Origin of the sequence: Thalassospira sp. MIT121401 (genome assembly GCF_047125595.1) — a bacterium.
Taxonomy (GTDB): domain Bacteria; phylum Pseudomonadota; class Alphaproteobacteria; order Rhodospirillales; family Thalassospiraceae; genus Thalassospira; species Thalassospira povalilytica.
On record NZ_CP138926.1, the window covers coordinates 3877011 to 3898734 of the forward strand.

Sequence of the window (21724 nt, forward strand, 5' to 3'; positions counted from 1 at the left end):
TTTGCCAAAACGTGATCGATCAAAGGTCGAGGACGGGCGTGTCGTTCCGGAAGAACCGCTTGTATTCCCGGTGCCTGTCGTCGGCCTTGATGTCGTGCCACTGCTACCTGTGCCGGTACCAAGCGGCCGGCGATAGGTCGAACCGGTGGTACCGGTCGTTCCTGTTGTCCCCGGACGGGTTGTCGAACCAGTACCAGTCGAACCTGACGGTTTGCTGAACGAACTTCCCGTGGTGCCGGTCGGACGCGTGGTCGACCCTGCCCCGCCCAGCGGACGTGGCGTTGTCCCGGTGGTGCCACCTGTCGTGCCTGTGGACCCGGTGGTTCCGGTGGTACCAGGACGCGTCGTGCTGCCAAGCCCGGACGTTCCGGTTGCAGAGATCGGGCGAATGCCGGTGGTACCGGTAGTGCCAGTTGTCCCCGGACGTGCCGGGGTCGTCCCCGCACCGGCGGTTCCGGTGGTCCCGGCGCCGGTTTGCATATGTTTCGGTTTCGGGAAGGCAAAGCCCCCCGCCGCAGCCCCGCCGGCCGCAGCAGCCGCGGCACCGCCTGCCTGCACCTTTTCAAGTGCGGTCAGATCGACATCCGGCGCGCCGGGACGGTTCAGCTGGTAAATACCGCGCTGACGGGCAAGCGGCTTGAATTTATCGGAAATGCCAAGAACCGTTTCCGCCCCGCCAAGGAACAGGAAGCCGTCATCAGGCATCAATGCCGACACACGCGCAAGCACATCGCTTTTGGTCGGCTGATCAAAATAGATCAGCACGTTACGGCAATAAACCACGTCAAACTGGCCGAGCGGACGGAAGTCCTCAAGAAGGTTGAACTCCTTGTATTGAACCTTTGACCGGATTTCCGAGGAAATCTGCCACTGGTCTTCCTTTTTCTGGAAATACTTGACCAGAAGCCCGATCGGAAGGCCCCTTTGGACTTCGAACTGGGAATAAAGCCCGGCCCGTGCCTTTGCCAGAATTTCACGCGAAATATCGGTGCCGATGATTTCAACCCGCCAGCCAGACAGCTGGGTTTTGAATTCATCAAGGATCATCGCCAGCGAATAGGGTTCCTGACCCGATGACGCCGCCGCACACCAGATACGCAGATGGCGCTTGGACGCGCGTTCCTTGATCATGTGCGGCAAAACGACATGACGGAACTGGTCAAACGGCTTGGTATCGCGGAAGAAGAAACTTTCATTGGTCGTCATCGCATCGACGACTTCTTCGACCAGATTGCGGTCACCGCCACGCAATGCGCCAATCAGTTCGCCCAGATCCTTAAGGCCACGCTTGCGCGCAATCGGCATCAGCCGGCTTTCGAGCAGATAAGTCTTGTCCTCGCTCAGAACGAGCCCGGACTTGGACTTTATCAGTCTGCTTACGAAATCGAAGTCTTCCGGCTTCATCATTGTGGGTTAACGACCCCCCGCAAATTTTTTGATATAGGCCGCAATTCCGCCAACCGGCAGAACAGCAGAACAAATGCCCGCATGCGCAGCAGCACCAGGCATCCCCCATACAACACTGCTTTGTTCGTCCTGCGCAACGACCATGCCCCCGGCATTCACAACGTCACGGCCTCCCAGCATACCATCCTGTCCCATTCCGGTCAGTATCGCGGTTAGAATATTTCCACCATAACTTGCCACCAGACTGCGCAACATCGGATCGACAGACGGGCGACAGAAGTTCTCTGGCGGGTTCTGATTAAGCATAAGATGCCGCGAACCGCCACGTCCTTCTACTGTCATGTGGTAATCGCCGGGCGCAAGATAAACCTGTCCCCCCACAATCGGCATGTTGTTCTTGCCTTCCTGACACTTCAACCCGGTCAGACGGGTGATATGTTCGGCAAGAATTGTGGTGAAAGTTGCAGGCATATGCTGGGTAATAAAAATCGGCTGACGCACGCCATTCAGGCCGCGCAAAACTTCAAACAATGCCTGGGGGCCACCGGTCGAACTGCCGATCGCGATGGCTTCGACATTGACCCGCTTTTCCGGCAACAGCGAAATTGCCCCGCGTGACGCCTGTCGACGGACCGGCGCCGGTGCGGAACCACCCCGTGCGGTTTTCGCACGGGCTGCTTTCGCGCCTTCCGGGGCATTGCCCGCCGCCCGTTTGGGGGCGGCAACGGTTCTTGCCGCTGCCGCAGTCGGCGAACTGCGTGTTGACGTTTGTGCCGCTGATTTGTGACCGCCCCCCGCGGCAATCGCCGCATCGCGGATCAAACGTCCCGGATCACGGGCCGGTGTCTGCGGGCGGGTCGGCATCGGATTGGCTGCCGCCGCACTGCGTGCCGTGCGCGGGGCCTCGGTCGCGTTGCTGTCTGCTGCGGCCTGGGACGGCGGTGCAGACTGGCTTTGCGCGGCCGGGCTTGGTTGTGGCTGGGCCGGACGCATCTGAACCTGTTGCGGACGCGGATGCTGTTGCATCGGACGCGGGCGCAGTTCGGCGGTAAATCTTTTACGCTGGATCCGGCCAGGCTTATGGAGCTGCTGATGTTCGATCGACATTTCAGCACGGAAGGTCGTTGACTTTCCGTCCTGATCGCCGTCACCATCGCGTTCAGGCTCCGGTGCGGCTTCTGGCGCGGTCTCAGCCGCTGTCTGTGCGGCTGCTTCCTGCGCAAGCTCTTCCTCGTCCTCAAGCTGGGCCTCGGCAGCAGCAGCGGCAGCTGCCGCCTGCTCGACTTCCAGCATCTTGCGACGCTGTTCGGCCCATGCCTTGACCTTGTCCAGAAGCTCGGCCCGGAAGCCTGCCCCGACATTGAGGTCCTTGGACGAACTTGGTTTGGGAATGTAATCCACCGCCCCAAGAGTCATGGCCTGGAAGCTGATATCGGCGTTTCGCTTGGTCAGGGTAGAGGCCATGATCACCCGAACGGTCGGATCGATTTCCAACAGTTTGGGCAAGGCGGTCAGGCCATCCATGACCGGCATTTCGATATCCAGAACAATGACTTCGACGCCACCCTGTTCCATTACCGATAATGCTTCTTCGCCATTATTGACCGATCCGACGACGTCAATATCGCTGTCTTCGGTCATCATGCGTGTCACAAGTCCGCGCACGATGGCGGAATCATCCACGATCAGAACTTTGTATGGCGAATGGATAGGCGTGTCTTCCACGTAGCAGCGTCCCCGCTTGAGTCACGAGATCAATTTCAAAGTCCCGGCATGGCACAGAATCTGTGCCACCCGGACTAGATCAGGCCGACCTGTTCGAACTTCGCCTGAATGATCTCGCTGTCGAACGGTTTCATAATGTATTCGTTCGCACCAGCTGTGATTGCTTCCTGGATATGTTCCAGGTCGTTTTCCGTTGTACAGAAGACGACGACTGGCTCATCTCCTCCCGGAGTTGCGCGCAGGTCACGCAGGAAATCGATCCCGCTTTTGACCGGCATGTTCCAATCAAGCAGAACTGCATCAGGCATGGATTCGAGACATTTGTCCAATGCCTCCTGTCCATCCACCGCCTCTACGACCGCAAACCCGATTTCTTCGAGGATACGGCGCGCCACCATTCGGATGACTTTCGAATCATCGACGACGAGACAACTCTTCATCGACTTCCTTCTCGTTTCTTTAGGTCGTTAAGCCACTAACGGCAGAATACCGGGCGCATTGCGCGCCCGACATATCAAGATATCGGTTACCCAGCCTGCTTGATCGATGAGGTAAAATCAAGCAGACGCGTAACGTCCAGAATAACCAGAAGTTTTTTATCCAGACGGAAAATACCGTCGGAAAATTCACGCCAACGCGGATCAAGCGTTGCCGGATTCTGCTCGAACGCTTTCTTGGGAACGCTAAGAACCTCACCCACCTGATCAACCATCAGGCTGTAAAGTTCCCCACCCTGATCGACGACGATGCTCATACCCGGATCATCGTCATCCTTGTCGCGCAAACCAAGACGTTTGCGGACATCAATCGCCGTCACAATACGCCCGCGCAGGTTAAGCGACCCTGCGACTTCGGGCGGAGACAGCGGAATACGGGTGATACGCTGCGGACCAAGAACGTCCTGAACCGTCAGAACCGGAATACCGAAAAGCTGTTTGCCGATATTCGCGGTGACGAAATCCTGGCTATCACCGCCAAGATCCAGTGCGCCGCCTCTATCGTGGCTCGGGACGAGTGCGTTACTATCGCTCATTGGACTTTCTCCCGATTAAACGTTGCTCAAGGTCTGGACCAAGGTCGAGACAAGGGCATCACGATCAAACTTCGCGACATAGTCGCTGAAACCTACCTGACGGCCGCGTTCGAAGTCTTCTTCGCTGGTGTGCGAAGACAGGGCAATGATCGGAACTTCGCCCCACAGCTCGTCATTCTGAAGCGCCTCGGCGAATTCAAAGCCGTTCATGCCCGGCATTTCGATATCGCTGATGATCGCATCAAACAACTGGCCACGGTTCTTGAGTTCCATCGCCTGTTCGGCGGTCTCGACTGCCGTTACCCGGAAACCTGCAACCGACAGCATCGGTGTCAGCAGGTTGCGGAAGAACGGGCTGTCATCGATCAGAAGAACACGCTTCTTCTCGCCGCCATTGTCTTCGGTCCCGAACCAGTCACTGAAGGCCAGTTCAAGATAGTAACCGGCATCAATCAGGTCGGTCGCCTTGCCGTCGATCACGGCCGAGCCAACCAGCCCGTCCTGATCTGCGGTCAATTCAACATTAAGCACGTCATCGACAATGTCGACGATCTCGTCCACCACAAGACCCATGGTCCGTTCGCGATCCTGGAAGACCAAGGTCGGCTGGCGGCCTTCGGCCTTCATCTGATAGCTGCCGTCAATAAAGACCAGCGGCATCAGTTTGCCACGATACTGAACCAGCGGACGTCCGTTGGAATGTTCGATATTCTCGACATCGATTTCTTCAAGACGGGCAACAAGGGCCAGCGGAACCGCACGGACTTCGCTGCCACCGGCGCGGAACACCAGCATCGAGGTGGTTTCACGATCGGACGCGTCGGTTTTGGCCTTGCCTTCAACACCTTGCGAACCACCGACGGTGATTTCACCTGTACGGGTCGCGATGCCGTTCGGATCAAGGATCATGATCACGCTACCGTCGCCCAGGATCGTGTTCCCCGAGAACAGCGACAGATCACGCAGGATCGGTGCAACCGGTTTGACAACGATTTCCTCGGTGTCGAAGACGCGGTCAACGATGATGCCGAACGAATAGGTCCCGACCTGGGCCACAACGATGAATGCTTCTTCATCGACACCCTCGTCGGTGGCCTCCTTGGTATCGAGACCGAGGATTTTCTTCAGCGTCACCAGCGGCAACAGACGGTTACGCAACCGCAGGACCGGGGTGTCGTGAATGCGTTCGATCGAATGTTCGGAATTGTTCGATGCACGAACAAGTTCCAGGACGCTGATCTGCGGAATGGCGAAGCGTTCGCCGCCACTTTCGACAATCAGGGCCGACACGATGGCCAGGGTCAGCGGGATCTTGATGATAAAGGTCGAACCACGGCCTTCGACCGATTTCAGTTCAACCGTACCACCGATCTTTTCGATGTTGGTACGCACGACGTCCATACCCACACCACGACCGGAGACCGAGGTGACTTTTTCCGCTGTCGAGAAACCGGCCTTGAAAATGAACTGCTGGATCTGCTGATCAGCCATCCCTTCCAGTTCGCTTTCGGTGGTCAGGCCGTTGGCAATTGCCTTGGCCTTGATGCGTTCAAGGTTCAGACCGCGACCGTCATCGGAAATCTCGATGATGATGTGACCGCCTTCGTGATACGCATTAAGGGTAACCGTACCGGTTTCAGGCTTGCCGGCGTCACGACGGCCCGGGATATCTTCCAGACCATGGTCGGCAGAGTTACGCACCATGTGGGTCAGCGGATCCTTGATCAGTTCAAGAACCTGGCGATCCAGTTCGGTATCGGCACCGATCATCTGAAGATCGATCTTCTTGTTCATTTCAAGGGCAAGGTCGCGAACAATACGCGGCAGTTTTGCCCAGGCGTTGCCGATCGGCTGCATACGGGTCTTCATCACGCCTTCCTGAAGGTCGGTCGTAATGTGCGACAGGCGCTGCAACGGAACGGTAAATTCACTGTCATCCTTGCCGCGAACCATCTGCAACAGCTGGTTACGGGTCAGGACCAGCTCGGAAACCAGCGTCATCAGGTTTTCAAGCAGCTCGACATTCACGCGAATGGTCTGGGCTGCAACCGAGCTTTCCTTGGCTTCGCCGCGCGGGGCTTCTGCCTTTTGCTCGGCCGGTTTCTTGGCCGGTGCGACTTCCTTGGATTTTGCAGCAGCAGGCGGTGCTGCGGCCGGTGCCGGGGTTTCCGGTTCGGAGGAAGTGGCAAATTCGGGATCAACTTCTGCGGCATCGAATGCCGCCTGAAGCGCGTCGCTATCAACAGCGCCGCCTTCGGAAACTTCTTCGATCGGCGGTTCTTCGACCGGTGCGGCTGCCGGTGCAGCGCCGCCCATCATCGTGCCGGTATCGGCAAAATGGTTGAGACGTGCTATCAACTCGGCGTCATTGCCATCCGGCTCTGCCTCGTTCTGCTCAAGCTCACCCAGCAGATATTTGATGGTGTCGATGGATTCAAGAACCAGCGTCACGGCTTCCGGTGTGACCACCAGTTCACCGTCGCGGATCTTGCCCAGAACGTTTTCGCCGGCATGCGCGACCGCTTCGAGGCGCGGCAGGCCAAGGAATCCACACGTCCCTTTGATGGTATGCACCAAACGGAAGATGTTAGACAGAATGTCCGGATCATTCGGGTTCTGCTCGAGCTTCACCAGCTCAACGTCAAGCGTCGAGAGACTTTCCGAAGTCTCGGTCAGAAATTCACTTAATAGATCGTCCATATACCCCCTCCAAATCTCCGGCAAAGCTAGATTTACCGGAACCGGAACTCCCATTTAACACGCGCATGGCGAGAAACGTATGTTACATCGGTTACTTACGTAGAAGCTACCACACGTTATTACCAGACCCACAGGTCAATTTTTTATCCATAGATCAATGCAATATTTGCATCCTGTTGCAAGACCGAAAGCGCCCCGCCCGTCCGATTGGCCAGATTTCTCACGAAGAATCCGTGCACTGTGCGTGGATCAAGTGCATCTGCCGACACGTCTTTTTCCAACACCTCCATGACTTCCGGACGGAATGCGGCACGTTTGCCTTCTGCCAGAACGGTCGTGCGACCGGATTCGTGCGAAACAGTGATCGTCCCCCCAAAAGGCAGAGCCTCGCGGGCGAGCATCACCATATTCAATACGACTCGTCCATGAGCTGGATCAATCGGAAGATCCGCCCAGTCCAGGCTGACCTTGCCTTCGGCTTCATAGGTCTGGCGCGCAGCATCGCGCATGGACTTGGTGTCCACGCTGTTGCCCGCCCGGCCAAAGGCCAGCCGGAACAGTTGCAGACGGCGGGCCGCTTCAAGGCCGCTTTTGCGCATCAGCGCAAGCGCCTCGTCATCGGCAACACCGTCTTCGCCCATAAGTTCCGCCCCGGCATTGACGGCCCCGACCGGACCGACAAGATCATGACAAATGCGCGAACTGATCAACTCGATCAGCGTCATTTCAAGGGCGATGTCCTGAACCATTACGCGGGTTCTCCAAGGTATTTCTATTTATTCTTCAAAGCATCACATCCCCAAACATGATGCCCGGTCTCTGTCCCCCGCCCGATTTTATCACCGGTGGCGTTCCGTGACGGGACGACGAAATATCGCGCCCTCAAAGCGGGTCTCTGATGCCCAAGATTGACCGTGATATGTTAAGAGCTTATTTAGCCAGAACGAAATTTAGACCCGACCCATCGCGATTTTGCCATTCCGGCCATCGACATGGCAAAGAAGCCCGCACCGATCCCAACCAATCCCCCATTCGGTAAAACCGGTTTGACTTCTGATCGAACCGACGCCTTGATGATGATGGTATTTGAAAAATGCCGGGCGCATTCTGGCGATTGGTCCCGACAACAGAAAACACCCGCACCGGCCCGCCCGGAAGTCTGATGACAGACCGCCACCCGACCCGGCAATTTTTGCCGACCGACGGCCGAAACACCGACCGGATCGGGTTTTGCAATCTGTGAAATTGTGGATCGGCGGCGTTTGACCTATATGTAAACAAGATACACTGAACACAGAGCACCCCATGGATTTCTTGCTGACACCGGGCACCATCGTTCGCCACCCCAACCAGCCCGATTGGGGTCTGGGCCGCATTCAGGCAGTCGATGGTGACAGAATCGCCGTCAATTTCGAGGAAGCCGGTCGCCAGATCATCCGGCCCCGCCATGTCGTGCTTGAGATTGTCGAGGCCGCGGTCGGCTACGAATAAGGGGCCGTTTCCCCCGGTCGCGCCCGATCAGGGGGATCACAGACCGGTTTGGCCCGTGTCTGGCTGTCCTTGGCACACGATTTGCTGACATCAATTTATTAATAAATTCGGCGTATGCAGAATCAGGGCCGCATGGATTCCATCCCCGCCGATGGATCTGCCTGATCATGCACAACCGTCATAATCAAGGTCTGGACACTTCATGATTGCAGCCAACAAACCACCCCAAGACACCTTCAAGCAGCGCCACCATGTCGCTGCCTTTACGGTACTGGAACAATTTACCCAGGGGCTGATCCATTACGCGCGCAACCACGGTGGTTCGATTTCCGAAGAACAGATCATCAAGGCCATCGACGGCATCCGCGAAAAGGAAGACCTGTTTGATGCGGCCTGGGCCGTGCTTGAAAGCGATCTCGAAGCCATCAAGGCCCGCGAACATGCCGCCGTCCGCCACGATCCGTTCGGGCGTTTGCTGGTATCGCGCTTTGACCACCTTCTGGAAGGCAATGCCGCAGGCAGCATCGAAGACGGCGCACTGTCGCGTGAAATCCTGCAACCGTTCTTCAAGGTCATCCGCATGATGGTCGGCATGGACATGCTTCAGGAAATCGACCGCGAGATTCACGAAATCATCGAAGCCCATGCCGAAGACGAGGACGAGCTGCGCAACCCCGCCGAATATTGGGACCATCTGGCCAAGGAACCGGCGGTCAAGCTGCGCATCAATCTGGTATTTGCGCGCATGGCGCTGCATTTCCGTGAATATGAACGCCGCAAGAAATGGCTGCTGCAACTGGTCAATGACAATCTGCCATCGGGTGAAGTGCACTGGTCCTTTACCGAGGCCCATTGTGTGCGCCTGCTCGATGCCCTGTTCAGTGACGTGCGCGAAATCCTGACCGTTCCGCAACATTCGGCCGAACTGGTCGCCAAAATGGGCAGTGAAGATGTCGCAACCCTGCGCGAAGTCATGAAGTCAATCGACGCCGACGTCGCCGCACACGCCAACAGCTGACCGGCGCAGGACAACCGCCAAGCATTTACCCGACGGTTACCCGGTAAACAGCAATAGTCAAAGCCGCATGTTCGATATCTTCGGGTATCGCCTGCGGCTTTTTGTTTTCATCTGACGGAAAGGTGATGTGCTGCGGTCTAAACAGGCTGGTCAAAACCCGGTCTGCTGTGCCACAGTCACCTTGCAAGAAACAACGCCCCGCGACAACCACGACACTGTTTCAAATCAACGCCATGACCAAACCACTGATCGACAAATATGGCCGGCATGTCTCCTACCTGCGCGTTTCGGTAACCGATCGCTGCGATTTTCGCTGCACCTATTGCATGGCGGAAAACATGACCTTCCTGCCAAAGGCCGAAGTTCTCAGCCTTGAAGAACTTGATCAGCTCTGCACGGCCTTCATCAATCGCGGTGTGCGCAAATTGCGCCTGACCGGGGGGGAGCCGCTGGTGCGCCGTGGCATCATGGATCTGATTTCCGATCTGTCGCGACACCTTAAAACCGGCGCGCTTGATGAACTGACCATGACCACCAATGGAAGTCAGCTCGCCACCTATGCCGATGATCTGGCGCGGCTTGGCGTCAAGCGCCTCAATATCTCGCTCGACAGTCTCGATTCCCGGAAATTCACCGAAATCACCCGTCGCGGCCGCCTTGAACAGGTTCTGGCCGGGCTGGAGGCCGCCAAGGCCGCCGGCATCAGCATCAAGATCAATACGGTCGCGCTGCGCAACTTTAACGAAGATGAAATGTCGCGTCTGGTGTCATGGTGCGGGAAGGAAGGCTTTGATCTTTGCCTGATCGAAACCATGCCGCTGGGCGATATTGACGGTGATCGCACCGACCAGTATTTGCCACTGACCGTGGTGCGTGAACGCCTGGAACAGGAATTCACCCTGATCCCGTCCGACCATGTCACCCCCGGCCCGGCCCGCTATACCACCGTGGCTGAAACCGGCGGACGTCTGGGCTTCATTACGCCGCTCACCCATAATTTCTGCGAAGGTTGCAACCGCGTGCGCGTAACCTGTACTGGCACGCTTTACATGTGCCTGGGCCAGGAAGACCATGTTGACCTGCGCGCCGCCCTTCGTACCGGCGATCCGCGCTCTCTTGATCAGATGCTTGATGCCGCCATGGACCTCAAACCCAAAGGCCATGACTTCGTCATCGACCGCAAAGGCCAGAAACCGGCCGTTGGTCGTCATATGAGTATGACGGGTGGATAACCCAATTCAGAACTTTATTGTGTGATATTTTCAATCTAGAATAGCGCCAGCCCTCATATGAGGGGGTTGAAAGGATATCGCGATGCGAAGCTTTTTTCAGCTCCCAAGCTCACGGCGGCAAGACTGGTACTTTTGCCGGAAACACTTCTAGGGGGCTGTCAGGCTAAAGGCTGTACAGTATGGCGGGTTGGTACCAGCTTCCCGTTTCGCGAATCAAGCTGCATCAATTCTTGGAAAGTCTGCGGACCCATTTCAAGAATCCAGATCTGGGGTCAGCTCCCCTGCGGATACGGTCGGAGATGGTTCGCTGAAGTGTTTCTAGCGACCGTGGTCAGCACCCACTCAGAAGAGTGGACAGGCGCACGAAATGTTGCTGCCGAAGTGAGAGCGAACCATCGTGGCCTTTTGAAAACTCCAACTACAATTCTACTCTCTGATCGGTGAGGCCTATCAAATGTGCAGGGCAATTTGCGCAATCACTGCTCCCAAATCCGGGGGCAGGAATACCGCCATCAGGCCCTTGCAAATGTGCGCGAAGCTCGCACTCATTCCCACCCGGCACCACCAGCACCGAAACAACCCGCCCGGCCCCGTTTGATGTCAGTTCATCAACATGCCAGTGGGGTTTCTTGGTTGCCTTGCAGTGGCGTTTGACGCGGGCCGCAATGCCGCCCGGACCCTTGGCAGAACCGCAATAAAGATAAGTCCCTTTGGGCAAAATGGTTCCGGCAAAGCGTTTGTTTTGAAGGGTCAGGTCGGCCGCAAGCTCGATCACCAGAACATACGCCCCGGCAACTTTTGGAAGCTGCCGGAGCATTTCGTCATTTATCGTTTCGATAAACCCGGTCACTGGCCGTCTTGATCACGCAAAAGCAGATCAATCGAAAGCCCCGGTCCGGCCATACCGTTGGTCAGGACCGGTTCGCAATGTTCGTTGATCCGGGCCGCGATGCGTTGGCGAAAGCCGGTAAAGCGTTTGGATTCCACCACATCAACCGGTTCATCAAGATGCACCTCGACCCGGAACACGCCCGGTGTCGGGGTCGCGGTCACAGACCGGATCAGGCCGGTCACCGCATGACCAAGGTATGATCCGGCAAAGCGTTTTCCGATCCCAAGGTCGGAAACATTGGTCGGGATATTGCGACGTGCCATGGCAACGGCGGTGTTCCAGTCGCGAAAGCCGTGGCTTTGGGCCAGAAGTTCAAGCGACCCGGCATGTGATATCGCAACATCACGTGCAGCCAGGGCCTTGCGCAGGCGTTTTGCCTGTGCCTTGAAGCTTTCGGTCGGGTCGGTTTCGATATCCGCACGACCGATATTCAGACTGTTTGAAGTCATTTTCGTCTCCACACAGGAGGCCGGGTGTCCGCATTGCCGGGCCGTACCCTGATCGGGAAACGGGTCCGAAAGATTTCAAAGCACCACTTTACCAAAGGATCAACCTTGCGGACGGCAGGTGTGGGCAACCCAAGGCAGGCTAATTACCCCAATATCGGGCGCAAGACAAGCCTGCGCGCAACTTTGCGAGATGTTTGGGCAGTGCTGTTGCGCAGAAATTGACAGCCCCCGGGACAACAACATATACCAGAGAAAACAGGTTTTACCGGGCCCGTCCGGGCACCGGTCCATTATAAGGAATAAACGCCATGGCCATGGAAGCCTATGAAATCGAAAGCATGATCAAGGAAGCTCTTCCTGATGCTGAAGTCCGGATCGAAGATCTGCGCGGTGATGGCGATCACTATGCTGCAATTGTGGTGTCTGAACAGTTCCGCGGCAAAACCCGCGTGGTTCAGCACCAGATGGTCTATTCCGCGCTGAAAGGCAAAATGGGCGGCGATCTTCATGCCCTTGCCCTTCAGACCTCTGCACCGGAATAAGTCCCCGATTGCCCCGATTACCAGACGCGCAAGCCACCCTTTGATGCGCGATGATGATTTTTTCGGGCGCCGACCATCCATCGGCGCCCGATCCCGTCAAGACCGGATTTGCCGCCACCCGACGACATCCGGCATGACCAGCCCCATTAACTGACCACGGCTCATCAAATGTCATCACAAGATAAGCCGGCCCTGATCGGTGCCGGACCGCTCGCCGGACTTGGTGCCTTTACCATCTGGGGCATTTTCGGGCTGTATTTCAAAATGGTATCCTTTGCGGTGCCGCTTGAAATCCTGTCACACCGGATCATCTGGTCGGCGGTTTTGACATTTGCGATGATCTTTGCCCTTGGCCGGCGCAAGCAACTCTGGGTGCTGATTTCATCGGCCAAGACGATTGGTCTTCTGTTTCTAAGCAGCCTTCTGGTGGCGGGCAACTGGGTGATTTACATCTGGGCGGTCAATACCGGCAATGCGCTTGAAGCAAGCCTTGGCTATTACATCATGCCGCTGATCATGCTGATCCTGGCGCGCATTTTCTTTGCCGAAAAGCTTAACCGCGTTCAGATCCTGTCTGTGGGTATTTGCGCACTCGGGGTTTTGAACCTTCTGGTTTCCTATGGGCATCTGCCCTGGATTGCGCTTAGCCTGTCGTCGCTGTTCGGGTTTTATGGCGTGATCCGCAAATTTGTTCCCGCCGATCCAATTGCCGGGCTTTTCGTCGAATGCGCGCTCATCACACCGATTGCCCTTGGTTACATGTTCTGGCTTGGCGCGCAGGGTGAAATGGCATTTGGCCATACCGGCATGACCAACGATCTGTTGTTTATCGGACTTGGGGTCTGCACCACCATTCCGCTGGTTCTGTTTGCCTATGCCGCGCGCAATATGAAGTTTTCCGTGCTTGGTCTGATGCAGTATCTTAACCCGACCCTGCAATTCATTGTCGCGGTTCTGGTATTTGGCGAAACCTTTACCAGCGCGCATATGGTGACCTATGGGCTGGTGTGGTTCGGACTTGGCATTTTCACGTGGGATAACCTGCGCACTGTGCGCAAAAACCGCCGCAACAGTTGACAGAACCACAGGTTCCAGCCATATCTTCGGCCATAAAAGTTTAACCCGTTTTTCGCGGCCGAGAGATCGCCGCCCAAGCCAAGGACAATCATTATGACCGACAATCCGGTTTTCGATCGCATCCAGAAGGACATTGACGATAACGATATCGTTCTGTTCATGAAGGGTACTGCAATGTTCCCGCAGTGCGGTTTCTCTGCTGCTGTGGTTCAGGTCATGGCTGAACTCGGTGTTCAGTTCAAGGACGTGAACGTTCTGGTCGACCCGGCAATCCGTCAGGGCATCAAGGACTTCTCTAACTGGCCGACCATTCCGCAGCTTTACGTCAAGGGCGAGTTCCTTGGTGGCTGTGACATCGTCCGTGAGATGTTTGCATCGGGCGAACTGGCCCAGCATCTTAAAGACAAGGGCGTTGCCGTCGCTGCCTAAGGCGCGACCAGCCCGACATCAAACGCGCTGCGCGACGATCGCCAGCGCGTTTTTTTGTGCCTGCGATCCATCCGGACATATCCCGGGCACATCCCGGGCACATCTTTTGCGTTCATTACAGTCACCCTCGTAAAACTATTTCTTGATGCTTGGCGCGCTCTCCCCCATCCTTGAGGGATGCTATTCTTCGCGCAACAGGGGAAGTGACCGGGGATGAAAGCAGCAATCAAATCAATAGCATGTCTTTTGCTAATTTTCGGCTTGGCATGGCTTGCCAATCCACCGGCCCCCGCACAGGCACAAATGGCTGCAATTGCCGCCATCAGCGGATCGGACGATGCCCAAGCCCCGGCCCCGGATACCACAACCAATGGCGCACCCGACACCGTAGTTGCCGAAACGTTTAGCTATTATGCCTTCCTTGACGAAGGCATTAACCGCACCCAGGCCCATATCGACGCGACCCTGCGCGGACTTGAAGCCTTTCCGCATGAAGTTGCCGCCACTCTTGATCTGATATCATCGGATGTCGGCAAGACCGGGTTGATGTGGATTGCCCTGTTTACCGCGATATTTGTTGGTGTGGGCATTGTTGCCGAAGTGATATATCGCCGTTTTTCGGCATCGATATGTGCCTATCTTGAACGTCAATCCCCGCAAAAGTTTTCCGACCGCCTCAAACAGATGGCGGCCCTTTGTGTTTTATCGCTGCTGTCACTTGGTGTGTTTGCCATCGGGTCGGTGGGCACATTCCTGATATTTGATTGGCCACCGATCATGAAGGCCGCGATCATGTCGTTGCTGACAGCATTCTTCCTGCTGCGCATCATCATGATTGTCCTGCAATTCCTGTTCGCGCCCAAGGCCGACGGTCTGCGCATGATCAATGTCGATCCGCAAACCGCAAGCGCCCTGACCGGAAGCCTGGCCTGGGCAGCGGGGATTTCGCTGTTTTCATTTGGCATTGCCGGGGTTTTCAGTGCCGCCCCCACCATGGTTCAGGGCGATATCATCCTGTTTGACCATGCCGTGGTGATTTCGGTGGTTTCGTTTTGTGTTGCCACCTGGTGGCTGGGCCGGTTCTTTGCCCGCCATCAGTCTGGCGACGGGATCGAAAAGATTGCCCTTCCGACCTCGATTGCGCGGCTTTGGCCGGTGATTGTTTCGGCCTGGATCATTCTGATGGGCGGGGCTGCGATCATTGGTGCGGAACGCATTCTCAAGGCGCTGATCGCGATCGGGCTTGCCTGTGTGTTTGATGTGGTATTTCGCAACATCATCGAAGGCCAGCACCGCATCAAGGTCAAAACAGCCCAACAGGAAGCAGACGCCCAAAACGCCATCGCACAGGCCGCAGCCCTTGAAAACGATGCCGAATTCGAACCGGTCGCCCCCAAACTTCCGGTCTTTACCAAGGTTCTCAAACGCGGGGTAAGGTTGCTTGCGCTTGTGTTTGTTCTGGCCAGCATGTGGCGGATCTGGGGACTTGACCGGCTGGCCATGGCCGAGGATGCCGGCATCGTTGCCCGCGTCATTGATGCGTCGACCGAAATCATCATGATCCTGCTGATTGCCGATCTGATCTGGTCATTGATCAAGGCATTCCTTGATGAACGCATGAGCGCGTCAAACGCCGGCCATGGCGGGGATGAAGGCGGCGGATCGGGGCTTTCGCGGGTTGAGACCCTGTTGCCGTTGCTAAAAAACTTTGCCCTGACCGTGATTGTCATCATGGTGGCGATGGTAACCTTGTCATCGCTTGGCGTTGATATCGGGCCGCTGATTGCCGGTGCCGGTGTGGTCGGCCTTGCCCTTGGTTTTGGCAGTCAGGCGCTGGTGCGCGATGTGGTGGCCGGGGTTTTCTTCCTGCTTGATGATGCCTTCCGGCTTGGCGAATATATCGAAGTCGATAACCTGCGCGGGCGCGTTGAAAACATTTCAATCCGGTCCATGCAATTGCGCCATCATCGCGGCCCGCTTCAGACCATCCCGTTTGGCGAAATCAAATCCATCGTCAATCACAGCCGCGACTGGGTGATCGTCAAACTGGAATTCCGGGTGCCGTTTGATACCGACGTCAACAAGATCAAGAAACTGGTCAAAAAACTGGCGGCGGAACTTTTGAATGATCCGCTGATCGGTGACAGCTTCATTGAACCGCTGAAATCCCAGGGCGTGCGCCGGATGGAAGAATTCAACATGGTGATCGGACTGAAATACACCGCCAAACCCGGCGAACAATTCACCATCCGCAAGACCGTCTATCAAAGCGTGCTTGCGATGTTCAAGGAAAACGGCATCCAGATGGCATCGCGTAACGTCAAGGTCGACGTCCCCGCCGATGCCACCCCCGAACAGAAACACGAAGCCGTTGCCGCGGCCGCCCAACAGGCGTCCGAGCAGCTCAACAAGCCATAGGCCACAAGAAAAGCCACAAACAATAGACCGGCCGGCCCCGAAAAGCGGCCCCAAATACCAAAACCCCCGATGCATGATCCGCATCGGGGGTTTTATGGTCGGTCAGCGGCAATTTTACCAACGATCCGGACAAACAAAAACGCCCGCTGTTTCCAGCGGGCGTCTTCGTATCGTTTCGTCGCGAAATCCGTAAGGATTAACGCGAGTAGAATTCGATGACCAGGTTCGGCTGCATCTGAACCGGGTACGGAATTTCTGCGAATTTCGGAACGCGAACGAAGGTGCCTTTGAAGGCTTTCGCATCAACGTCGAGATATTCCGGAATGTCACGCTCTGCAAGGTTGGCAGCTTCGAGAACCATCGGGATTTCACGCGAAGCGGATTTCACTTCGACAACGTCACCTTCTTTAACAAGGTAGGACGGAATGGTTACTTTCTTGCCGTTGACAAGAATGTGGCCGTGGTTAACGAACTGACGTGCAGCGAACACGGTCGGAACGAATTTCATGCGGTAGATAACTGCGTCAAGACGCTGTTCGAGAATACCAACCAGATGCTCGGAGGTATCGCCCGGACGACGCGATGCTTCTTTGAAGTAACGCAGGAACTGTTTTTCGGAGATCGAACCGTAGTAGCCTTTGAGCTGCTGTTTAGCGAACAGCTGGGTACCATAGTCGGTCGGCTTCTTACGACGGGTTGCGCCATGCATGCCCGGTGCGTATTCGCGCTTGTTCAGCGGCGATTTTGCACGACCCCAAAGGTTCACGCCAAGGCGGCGGTCAATCTTATGCTTTGCAGCAATACGTTTCGACATTTTGTAACTCTCTTTTTTTAAAGATCACTTATTGTCCCGATAGTTTCCAACCGCCCGAATAACGGACATGCGGAACGGGGACGAAAACACCTGTTTCGACCCACTTTCTCGGAAGTGAGGCGCAATATAGAGATGATTGATCAAGAGTCAAACATTAATCGCCGCACCGGACCTGCATGGAAGCCCTGCATTTCTGCGATCTTGGGCGATCTGGCAGATCGGGCCGATCACACCGCCCGCGCCGACCGGGCCATATCGCGGTTAACCGTCTGGAAGATATCGGCTTTGGTTTGATCAATCCTTGGATTTGTATTTGCCACCGCGCATGGCAACAATCATCCCGCGCAGGGTTTGCACTTCCTGATGGGTCAGGTTGGCACGGTTGAAAATGTTGCGGATATTGCGCTGCATGTTCGGACGCTTTTCCTCGACCCGGAAGAATCCCGATGCATCAAGCTCAGCCTCCAGATGCACAAACAGGCGCTCCATATCGTCCTTGGTCGCCGGGAAGGTGTCATTCATCATCATCTGATAATCGGGCACATCGACACCGGCCTGCCACCATTCATAGCCGATCAGAAGAACTGCCTGCGCCAGATTAAGCGACGTGAAACCGGGATTAAGCGGCACGGTCACCACCGCATCACCCATGGCGATATGTTCGTTACGAACGCCGGTCCGTTCCGGGCCGAACATCACACCGACCTTTTCACCGCGCGAAATCACATTGCGCATTTCCGGTGCCAGCCCCTTGGGGGTAAAGACCGGTTTGATCGCATCGCGCGTGCGTGCCGTTGTCACATAGACACGGTTCAGATCGGCAAGCGCATCTTCTTCGCGCTCGAAAACCTTGGTGTTATCAATCACGATATCGGCACCCGATGCATTGGCCGTTGCCCGTTCATTGGGCCAGCCATCACGCGGACGGACCAGACGCAGGTCAACCAGACCACAATTCAGCATCGCACGCGCTGCCTTGCCGATATTATCGCCAAGCTGCGGTTCAATCAGAATGATTACGGGCGGGTTGGCAATGCCACCGGTTTCGGGTTTGGCACTCCCTACGGCGTCGCTCATCGGGTCAGATCTCCGGTCGTGATATGCGGGTTGGTGACGGATATTCCCGTCCATATTGGCGCTTACTTAGCAAAAGCCAACCGCTTGCGCCAGTCTCCTTAAGCCGGTCTTAATAAGCCCGTCGCCCTGCACCCGTCGCCTGACGCCAATCCGCAAGCATCACGCCCCTTGCGACGCGGAGGCGGACCTTACAAGCCCGGCCAAATCAAAACGGCCGGGGCAATTCCCCCGGCCGTCATATGCATCATGCCATTCCAAACCGCTCAGCCGTGCTGGCTACGCACGCCGGATTTGAACAGCTTATAGGTAATGGAATCCCGAAGCGCGTTATAGGATGCCTCGATAATGTTGGTCGAAACGCCGACTGTCGCCCAGTTATTGCCATCGGCATCGCGGCTTTCGATCATGACACGGGTCACCGCACGCGTACCGTCGCCGCGCGTTATGATGCGGACCTTATAGTCGATCAGTTCGATCTGCTCGACCGCTTCGCGATATTCCGGCACCGTCACCAGAACCTTGCGAAGTGCCGCATCAAGGGCATTGACCGGGCCGTTCCCTTCGGCGACCGACATATATTGTTCGTCACCGACCACAACCTTGACGGTGGCCTCACTCATGGTGATGACCTGTTCGTCCTGCTCATCAACCCAGCGCCGTTCGTCAATCACGCGGAATGATGTCACACGGAAATAGCGATCAAGTTCGCCCATGGCCTTGCGCGCCAGCAATTCAAAGCTGGCCTCGGCCCCGTCATAGGCATAGCCGTCAAATTCACGCTGTTTGACCGTTTCAACCAGTTTGCCGACTGCTTCGGATTTCGGATCAACTTCAACACCGATCTCGCGGAACCGGGCCAGAATGTTTGAACGCCCCGCCTGATCCGAGACCAGGATATGGCGCTGGTTGCCGACCAGTTCCGGTTCGACATGTTCATAGCAGGCCGGGTTCTTTTCCACCGCCGAGACATGCAAACCGCCCTTGTGAGCAAAGGCACTGTCACCGACATAGGCCGCCTGACGCAGCGGTTCACGGTTCAGGCGTTCGTCCAGAATATGGGAAATCCGGCGAAGATGGGTCAGTTGTTCGCGCGAAACACCAACATCATACCCCATCTTGAGCATCAGGGTCGGGATGATCGAAATAAGGTTGGCATTGCCGCACCGTTCGCCAAGGCCATTAAGCGTCCCTTGAACCTGTCGCGCACCGGCGCGGACCGCGGCCAAGGAGTTCGCAACCGCATTCTCGGTATCGTTATGGCAATGAATGCCGACATTGCCGCCCGGAATGACCGTGCAGACATCGGTCACAATGTCAAAAATCTCGTCGGGCAAGGTGCCGCCATTGGTGTCACACAGCACCACCCAGCGCGCACCGGCATCATAGGCCGATTTGATCGCCGAAATCGCGTAATCACGGTTGGCCTTATAGCCGTCAAAGAAATGCTCGGCATCGAACATGACTTCCGAAACCTGTGATTTCAGATGGGCAATAGAGTCCGAAATCATCGCCAGGTTTTCATCAAGCTCGATCCCGAGTGCCTCGGTCACCTGAAAATCCCAGCTTTTGCCGACCATGCACACAATCGGCGCATTCTGCGCCAGGCTGGCCAGCCCCGGATCATTCGATGCCGAACGACCGGCACGACGGGTCATGCCAAAGGCAGTCAGTTTGGAATTTTTAAGCTTGGGCGGATTGGCAAAAAATGCATCATCGGTCGGGTTTGCCCCGGGCCAGCCGCCTTCGATATAGTCAATCGACAATTCGTCCAGTGCCTTGGCAATCGCGGTTTTGTCCGCGGCCGAAAAATCCACGCCCTGGGTCTGCTGCCCATCGCGCAAGGTACTGTCATAAAGATAGACGCGCTTGTCTGACATATTCATTCCAACTGATCGATCATCTCTCTTCGGGATCCGGGCTTTACGTTACGGCAGCCCTGATCCGCAAACGGGTCTGGCAAATTGCCGCAAAACACCCCACAGCGCAACAGCATTACGCAAAATGGGGTTTTCGGGCAATTTCACACCCTATCCCCTCCCTAACCCATCTTTAGGATAGCGGACCTGTCCCCTTGAATGATTGTAACCCCCACCTATCAATGCTTAACTCTACTATACATTGCAAAGTGGCCGGGGACTGCTCCATAAATTGAAGTCGCCCGGTTGCGGTCTAGGGACATCGACGATGGCACATGAAGCCACCACCAGCGTTGATTTAATGATGCTTGCCGGACTTACCTGGGAACGTACGGGTAAGAATTGCTGGACAGCTTCTGACAGGTTCGCCCATTACACCATTTTCCGCGATATCGACGAACGTTGGTACGGGGAATGGGAACGCGATGGCGAACGCATCCGCGCGAACTGGTCCTGTCCGATCCTTGAAACCTTTGCCGAATATATGGTCGATCACGCCCGGCGCAGCCCGACGGACGATCTGGACTGACTTTTTCCACACTTCACCCTGTTTATCCTGTGTCTGTCAGGCGGATTTTTTTGGCCCAATCCGGTGATATTTGCGCCCGCGTGATCAGGGGCATTTGGCATGCTGTGCCGGCCCGTTTTCTGACAATCGATTGCGATCAGTTCTTGCGTTTGGAGGCGGTTGCATTATGTGATGGGCAGGATCACACGAATAAACGCAAGGCTTACCAATGACGAACGCCATTCCCATGCAGATCGACATCGTTTCTGACGTTGTCTGCCCCTGGTGCATTATCGGGTATAAAAACCTTGAAGATGCCATCAGCCGTCTTGATGGCGAGATCGACGTCAAACTGCGCTGGCATCCGTTCGAACTGAACCGTGACATGCCGCCAGAAGGCCAGGACCTCGCCGAGCATATCAAGGAAAAATACGGCCTGACCGCCGATCAGAGTGCCGATAACCGTGCGCGCATCACCATGATGGGTGAAAATGTCGGCTTCCCGATCCATTTCAGCTCGGACAGCCGCATCTACAACACCTTTGATGCCCACCGCCTGCTCTATTGGGCGGGTAAGGAAGGCGAGTACGGACAGCAGACCGCCCTTAAACTCAACCTGTTTGCCGCCTATTTCCAGGGTGGCGACAATATGGCTGATCACGGTGTTCTCAAACGCGCGGTCGAGGAAGTCGGGCTTTCGCCGGACCGTGCCGCAGAAATCCTTGCCAGCGACGAATTCGCCAAGGAAGTCCGTGCCGAAGAAGACGAGTTTGGCGAAGCAGGCATCAGCTCGGTCCCGACCTATGTCGTCAACGGAAAATTCGCCATTTCCGGTGGTCACCCGCCCGAAGTCTTTGAACAGGCCCTTTCCGAAATCGCCCGTCAGGGGGATGAAATCCTCGCAGAAGCCGAAAGCGAAGCCTGACGGACCTTTTTCTGTATAAGTGATCGACTAACTAAAGCCCCGACCATCTGCGTCGGGGCTTTTCGTTTCGA

Annotated in this window: 19 protein-coding genes and 1 pseudogene; 9 read left to right on the plus strand and 11 right to left on the minus strand. The window is 56.0% G+C overall.

Annotated elements, in window-relative coordinates; all coding sequences use genetic code 11:
- Window positions 1–594 precede the first annotated feature (594 nt).
- The 6 genes and pseudogenes from SIB88_RS17915 to SIB88_RS17940 all read right to left on the minus strand — a co-directional run.
- Window positions 595–1404, minus strand: a pseudogene (locus SIB88_RS17915) (CheR family methyltransferase); the annotation flags it as partial.
- Between the two features lie 9 nt (window positions 1405–1413).
- Window positions 1414–3132: a chemotaxis protein CheB gene (locus tag SIB88_RS17920; protein WP_412558717.1), complete on the minus strand. Its 1719-nt coding sequence runs from the start codon at window positions 3130–3132 to the stop codon at window positions 1414–1416.
- A 74-nt stretch (window positions 3133–3206) separates the two neighbouring features.
- A complete protein-coding gene (locus SIB88_RS17925; protein ID WP_068517188.1) occupies window positions 3207–3572 on the minus strand; it encodes a response regulator in 366 nt (121 codons plus the stop codon).
- An 86-nt stretch (window positions 3573–3658) separates the two neighbouring features.
- Window positions 3659–4165, minus strand: a complete 507-nt coding sequence (locus SIB88_RS17930) for a chemotaxis protein CheW (protein WP_068517189.1) — start codon at window positions 4163–4165, stop codon at window positions 3659–3661.
- 15 nt (window positions 4166–4180) lie between these two features.
- Entirely contained in the window at window positions 4181–6865 is a 2685-nt protein-coding gene (locus SIB88_RS17935; protein WP_068517190.1) for a chemotaxis protein CheW, read from the minus strand.
- Between the two features lie 143 nt (window positions 6866–7008).
- Window positions 7009–7614, minus strand: coding sequence for a histidine phosphotransferase family protein (locus SIB88_RS17940; RefSeq protein WP_068517191.1), 606 nt, complete (start codon window positions 7612–7614; stop codon window positions 7009–7011).
- Between the two features lie 556 nt (window positions 7615–8170).
- On the opposite strand from SIB88_RS17940, the gene SIB88_RS17945 reads away from it, so the two are divergent.
- The 3 genes from SIB88_RS17945 to moaA all read left to right on the plus strand — a co-directional run bounded on the left by SIB88_RS17945 (window position 8171) and on the right by moaA (window position 10606).
- Window positions 8171–8356: a DUF3553 domain-containing protein gene (locus SIB88_RS17945; protein WP_068517193.1), complete on the plus strand. Its 186-nt coding sequence runs from the start codon at window positions 8171–8173 to the stop codon at window positions 8354–8356.
- A 202-nt stretch (window positions 8357–8558) separates the two neighbouring features.
- Window positions 8559–9374 carry a hypothetical protein gene (locus tag SIB88_RS17950; protein WP_068517194.1) on the plus strand — a complete coding sequence of 272 codons (816 nt, stop codon included), beginning with the start codon at window positions 8559–8561 and terminating at the stop codon, window positions 9372–9374.
- A 233-nt stretch (window positions 9375–9607) separates the two neighbouring features.
- A complete protein-coding gene (gene moaA, locus SIB88_RS17955; RefSeq protein WP_068517195.1) occupies window positions 9608–10606 on the plus strand; it encodes a GTP 3',8-cyclase MoaA in 999 nt (332 codons plus the stop codon).
- A gap of 418 nt (window positions 10607–11024) precedes the next feature.
- On the opposite strand, the gene SIB88_RS17960 is transcribed toward moaA, so the two are convergent.
- A complete protein-coding gene (locus SIB88_RS17960; protein ID WP_412558718.1) occupies window positions 11025–11423 on the minus strand; it encodes a GIY-YIG nuclease family protein in 399 nt (132 codons plus the stop codon).
- 29 nt (window positions 11424–11452) lie between these two features.
- On the minus strand, window positions 11453–11947 hold the full coding sequence (locus SIB88_RS17965) for a glyoxalase superfamily protein (protein WP_068517197.1): 495 nt from the start codon (window positions 11945–11947) through the stop codon (window positions 11453–11455).
- Window positions 11948–12255: 308 nt separating this feature from the next.
- On the opposite strand from SIB88_RS17965, the gene SIB88_RS17970 reads away from it, so the two are divergent.
- From SIB88_RS17970 to SIB88_RS17985, 4 genes are all read left to right on the plus strand, one after another.
- Window positions 12256–12489: a BolA family protein gene (locus SIB88_RS17970; protein ID WP_068517198.1), complete on the plus strand. Its 234-nt coding sequence runs from the start codon at window positions 12256–12258 to the stop codon at window positions 12487–12489.
- 168 nt (window positions 12490–12657) lie between these two features.
- Entirely contained in the window at window positions 12658–13566 is a 909-nt protein-coding gene (rarD, locus tag SIB88_RS17975) for an EamA family transporter RarD (RefSeq protein ID WP_114114016.1), read from the plus strand.
- 93 nt (window positions 13567–13659) lie between these two features.
- On the plus strand, window positions 13660–13995 hold the full coding sequence (grxD, locus tag SIB88_RS17980) for a Grx4 family monothiol glutaredoxin (RefSeq protein ID WP_068517200.1): 336 nt from the start codon (window positions 13660–13662) through the stop codon (window positions 13993–13995).
- Between the two features lie 303 nt (window positions 13996–14298).
- A complete protein-coding gene (locus SIB88_RS17985; RefSeq protein ID WP_412558719.1) occupies window positions 14299–16413 on the plus strand; it encodes a mechanosensitive ion channel family protein in 2115 nt (704 codons plus the stop codon).
- 196 nt (window positions 16414–16609) lie between these two features.
- Here SIB88_RS17985 and rpsD read toward each other — a convergent pair whose 3' ends face one another.
- The 3 genes from rpsD to cimA all read right to left on the minus strand — a co-directional run bounded on the left by rpsD (window position 16610) and on the right by cimA (window position 20181).
- Window positions 16610–17227: a 30S ribosomal protein S4 gene (rpsD, locus tag SIB88_RS17990; protein WP_068517202.1), complete on the minus strand. Its 618-nt coding sequence runs from the start codon at window positions 17225–17227 to the stop codon at window positions 16610–16612.
- A 294-nt stretch (window positions 17228–17521) separates the two neighbouring features.
- Complete coding sequence (locus SIB88_RS17995; protein WP_101248100.1) at window positions 17522–18304, minus strand: RNA methyltransferase; 783 nt, start codon at window positions 18302–18304, stop codon at window positions 17522–17524.
- 263 nt (window positions 18305–18567) lie between these two features.
- Entirely contained in the window at window positions 18568–20181 is a 1614-nt protein-coding gene (gene cimA, locus SIB88_RS18000) for a citramalate synthase (protein WP_412558720.1), read from the minus strand.
- Window positions 20182–20488: 307 nt separating this feature from the next.
- Between cimA and SIB88_RS18005 the strand changes: the two genes are divergently transcribed.
- Window positions 20489–20749: a hypothetical protein gene (locus tag SIB88_RS18005; protein ID WP_068517205.1), complete on the plus strand. Its 261-nt coding sequence runs from the start codon at window positions 20489–20491 to the stop codon at window positions 20747–20749.
- 208 nt (window positions 20750–20957) lie between these two features.
- Window positions 20958–21653, plus strand: a complete 696-nt coding sequence (locus SIB88_RS18010) for a DsbA family oxidoreductase (RefSeq protein WP_068517206.1) — start codon at window positions 20958–20960, stop codon at window positions 21651–21653.
- The last annotated feature ends 71 nt before the right edge of the window (window positions 21654–21724 follow it).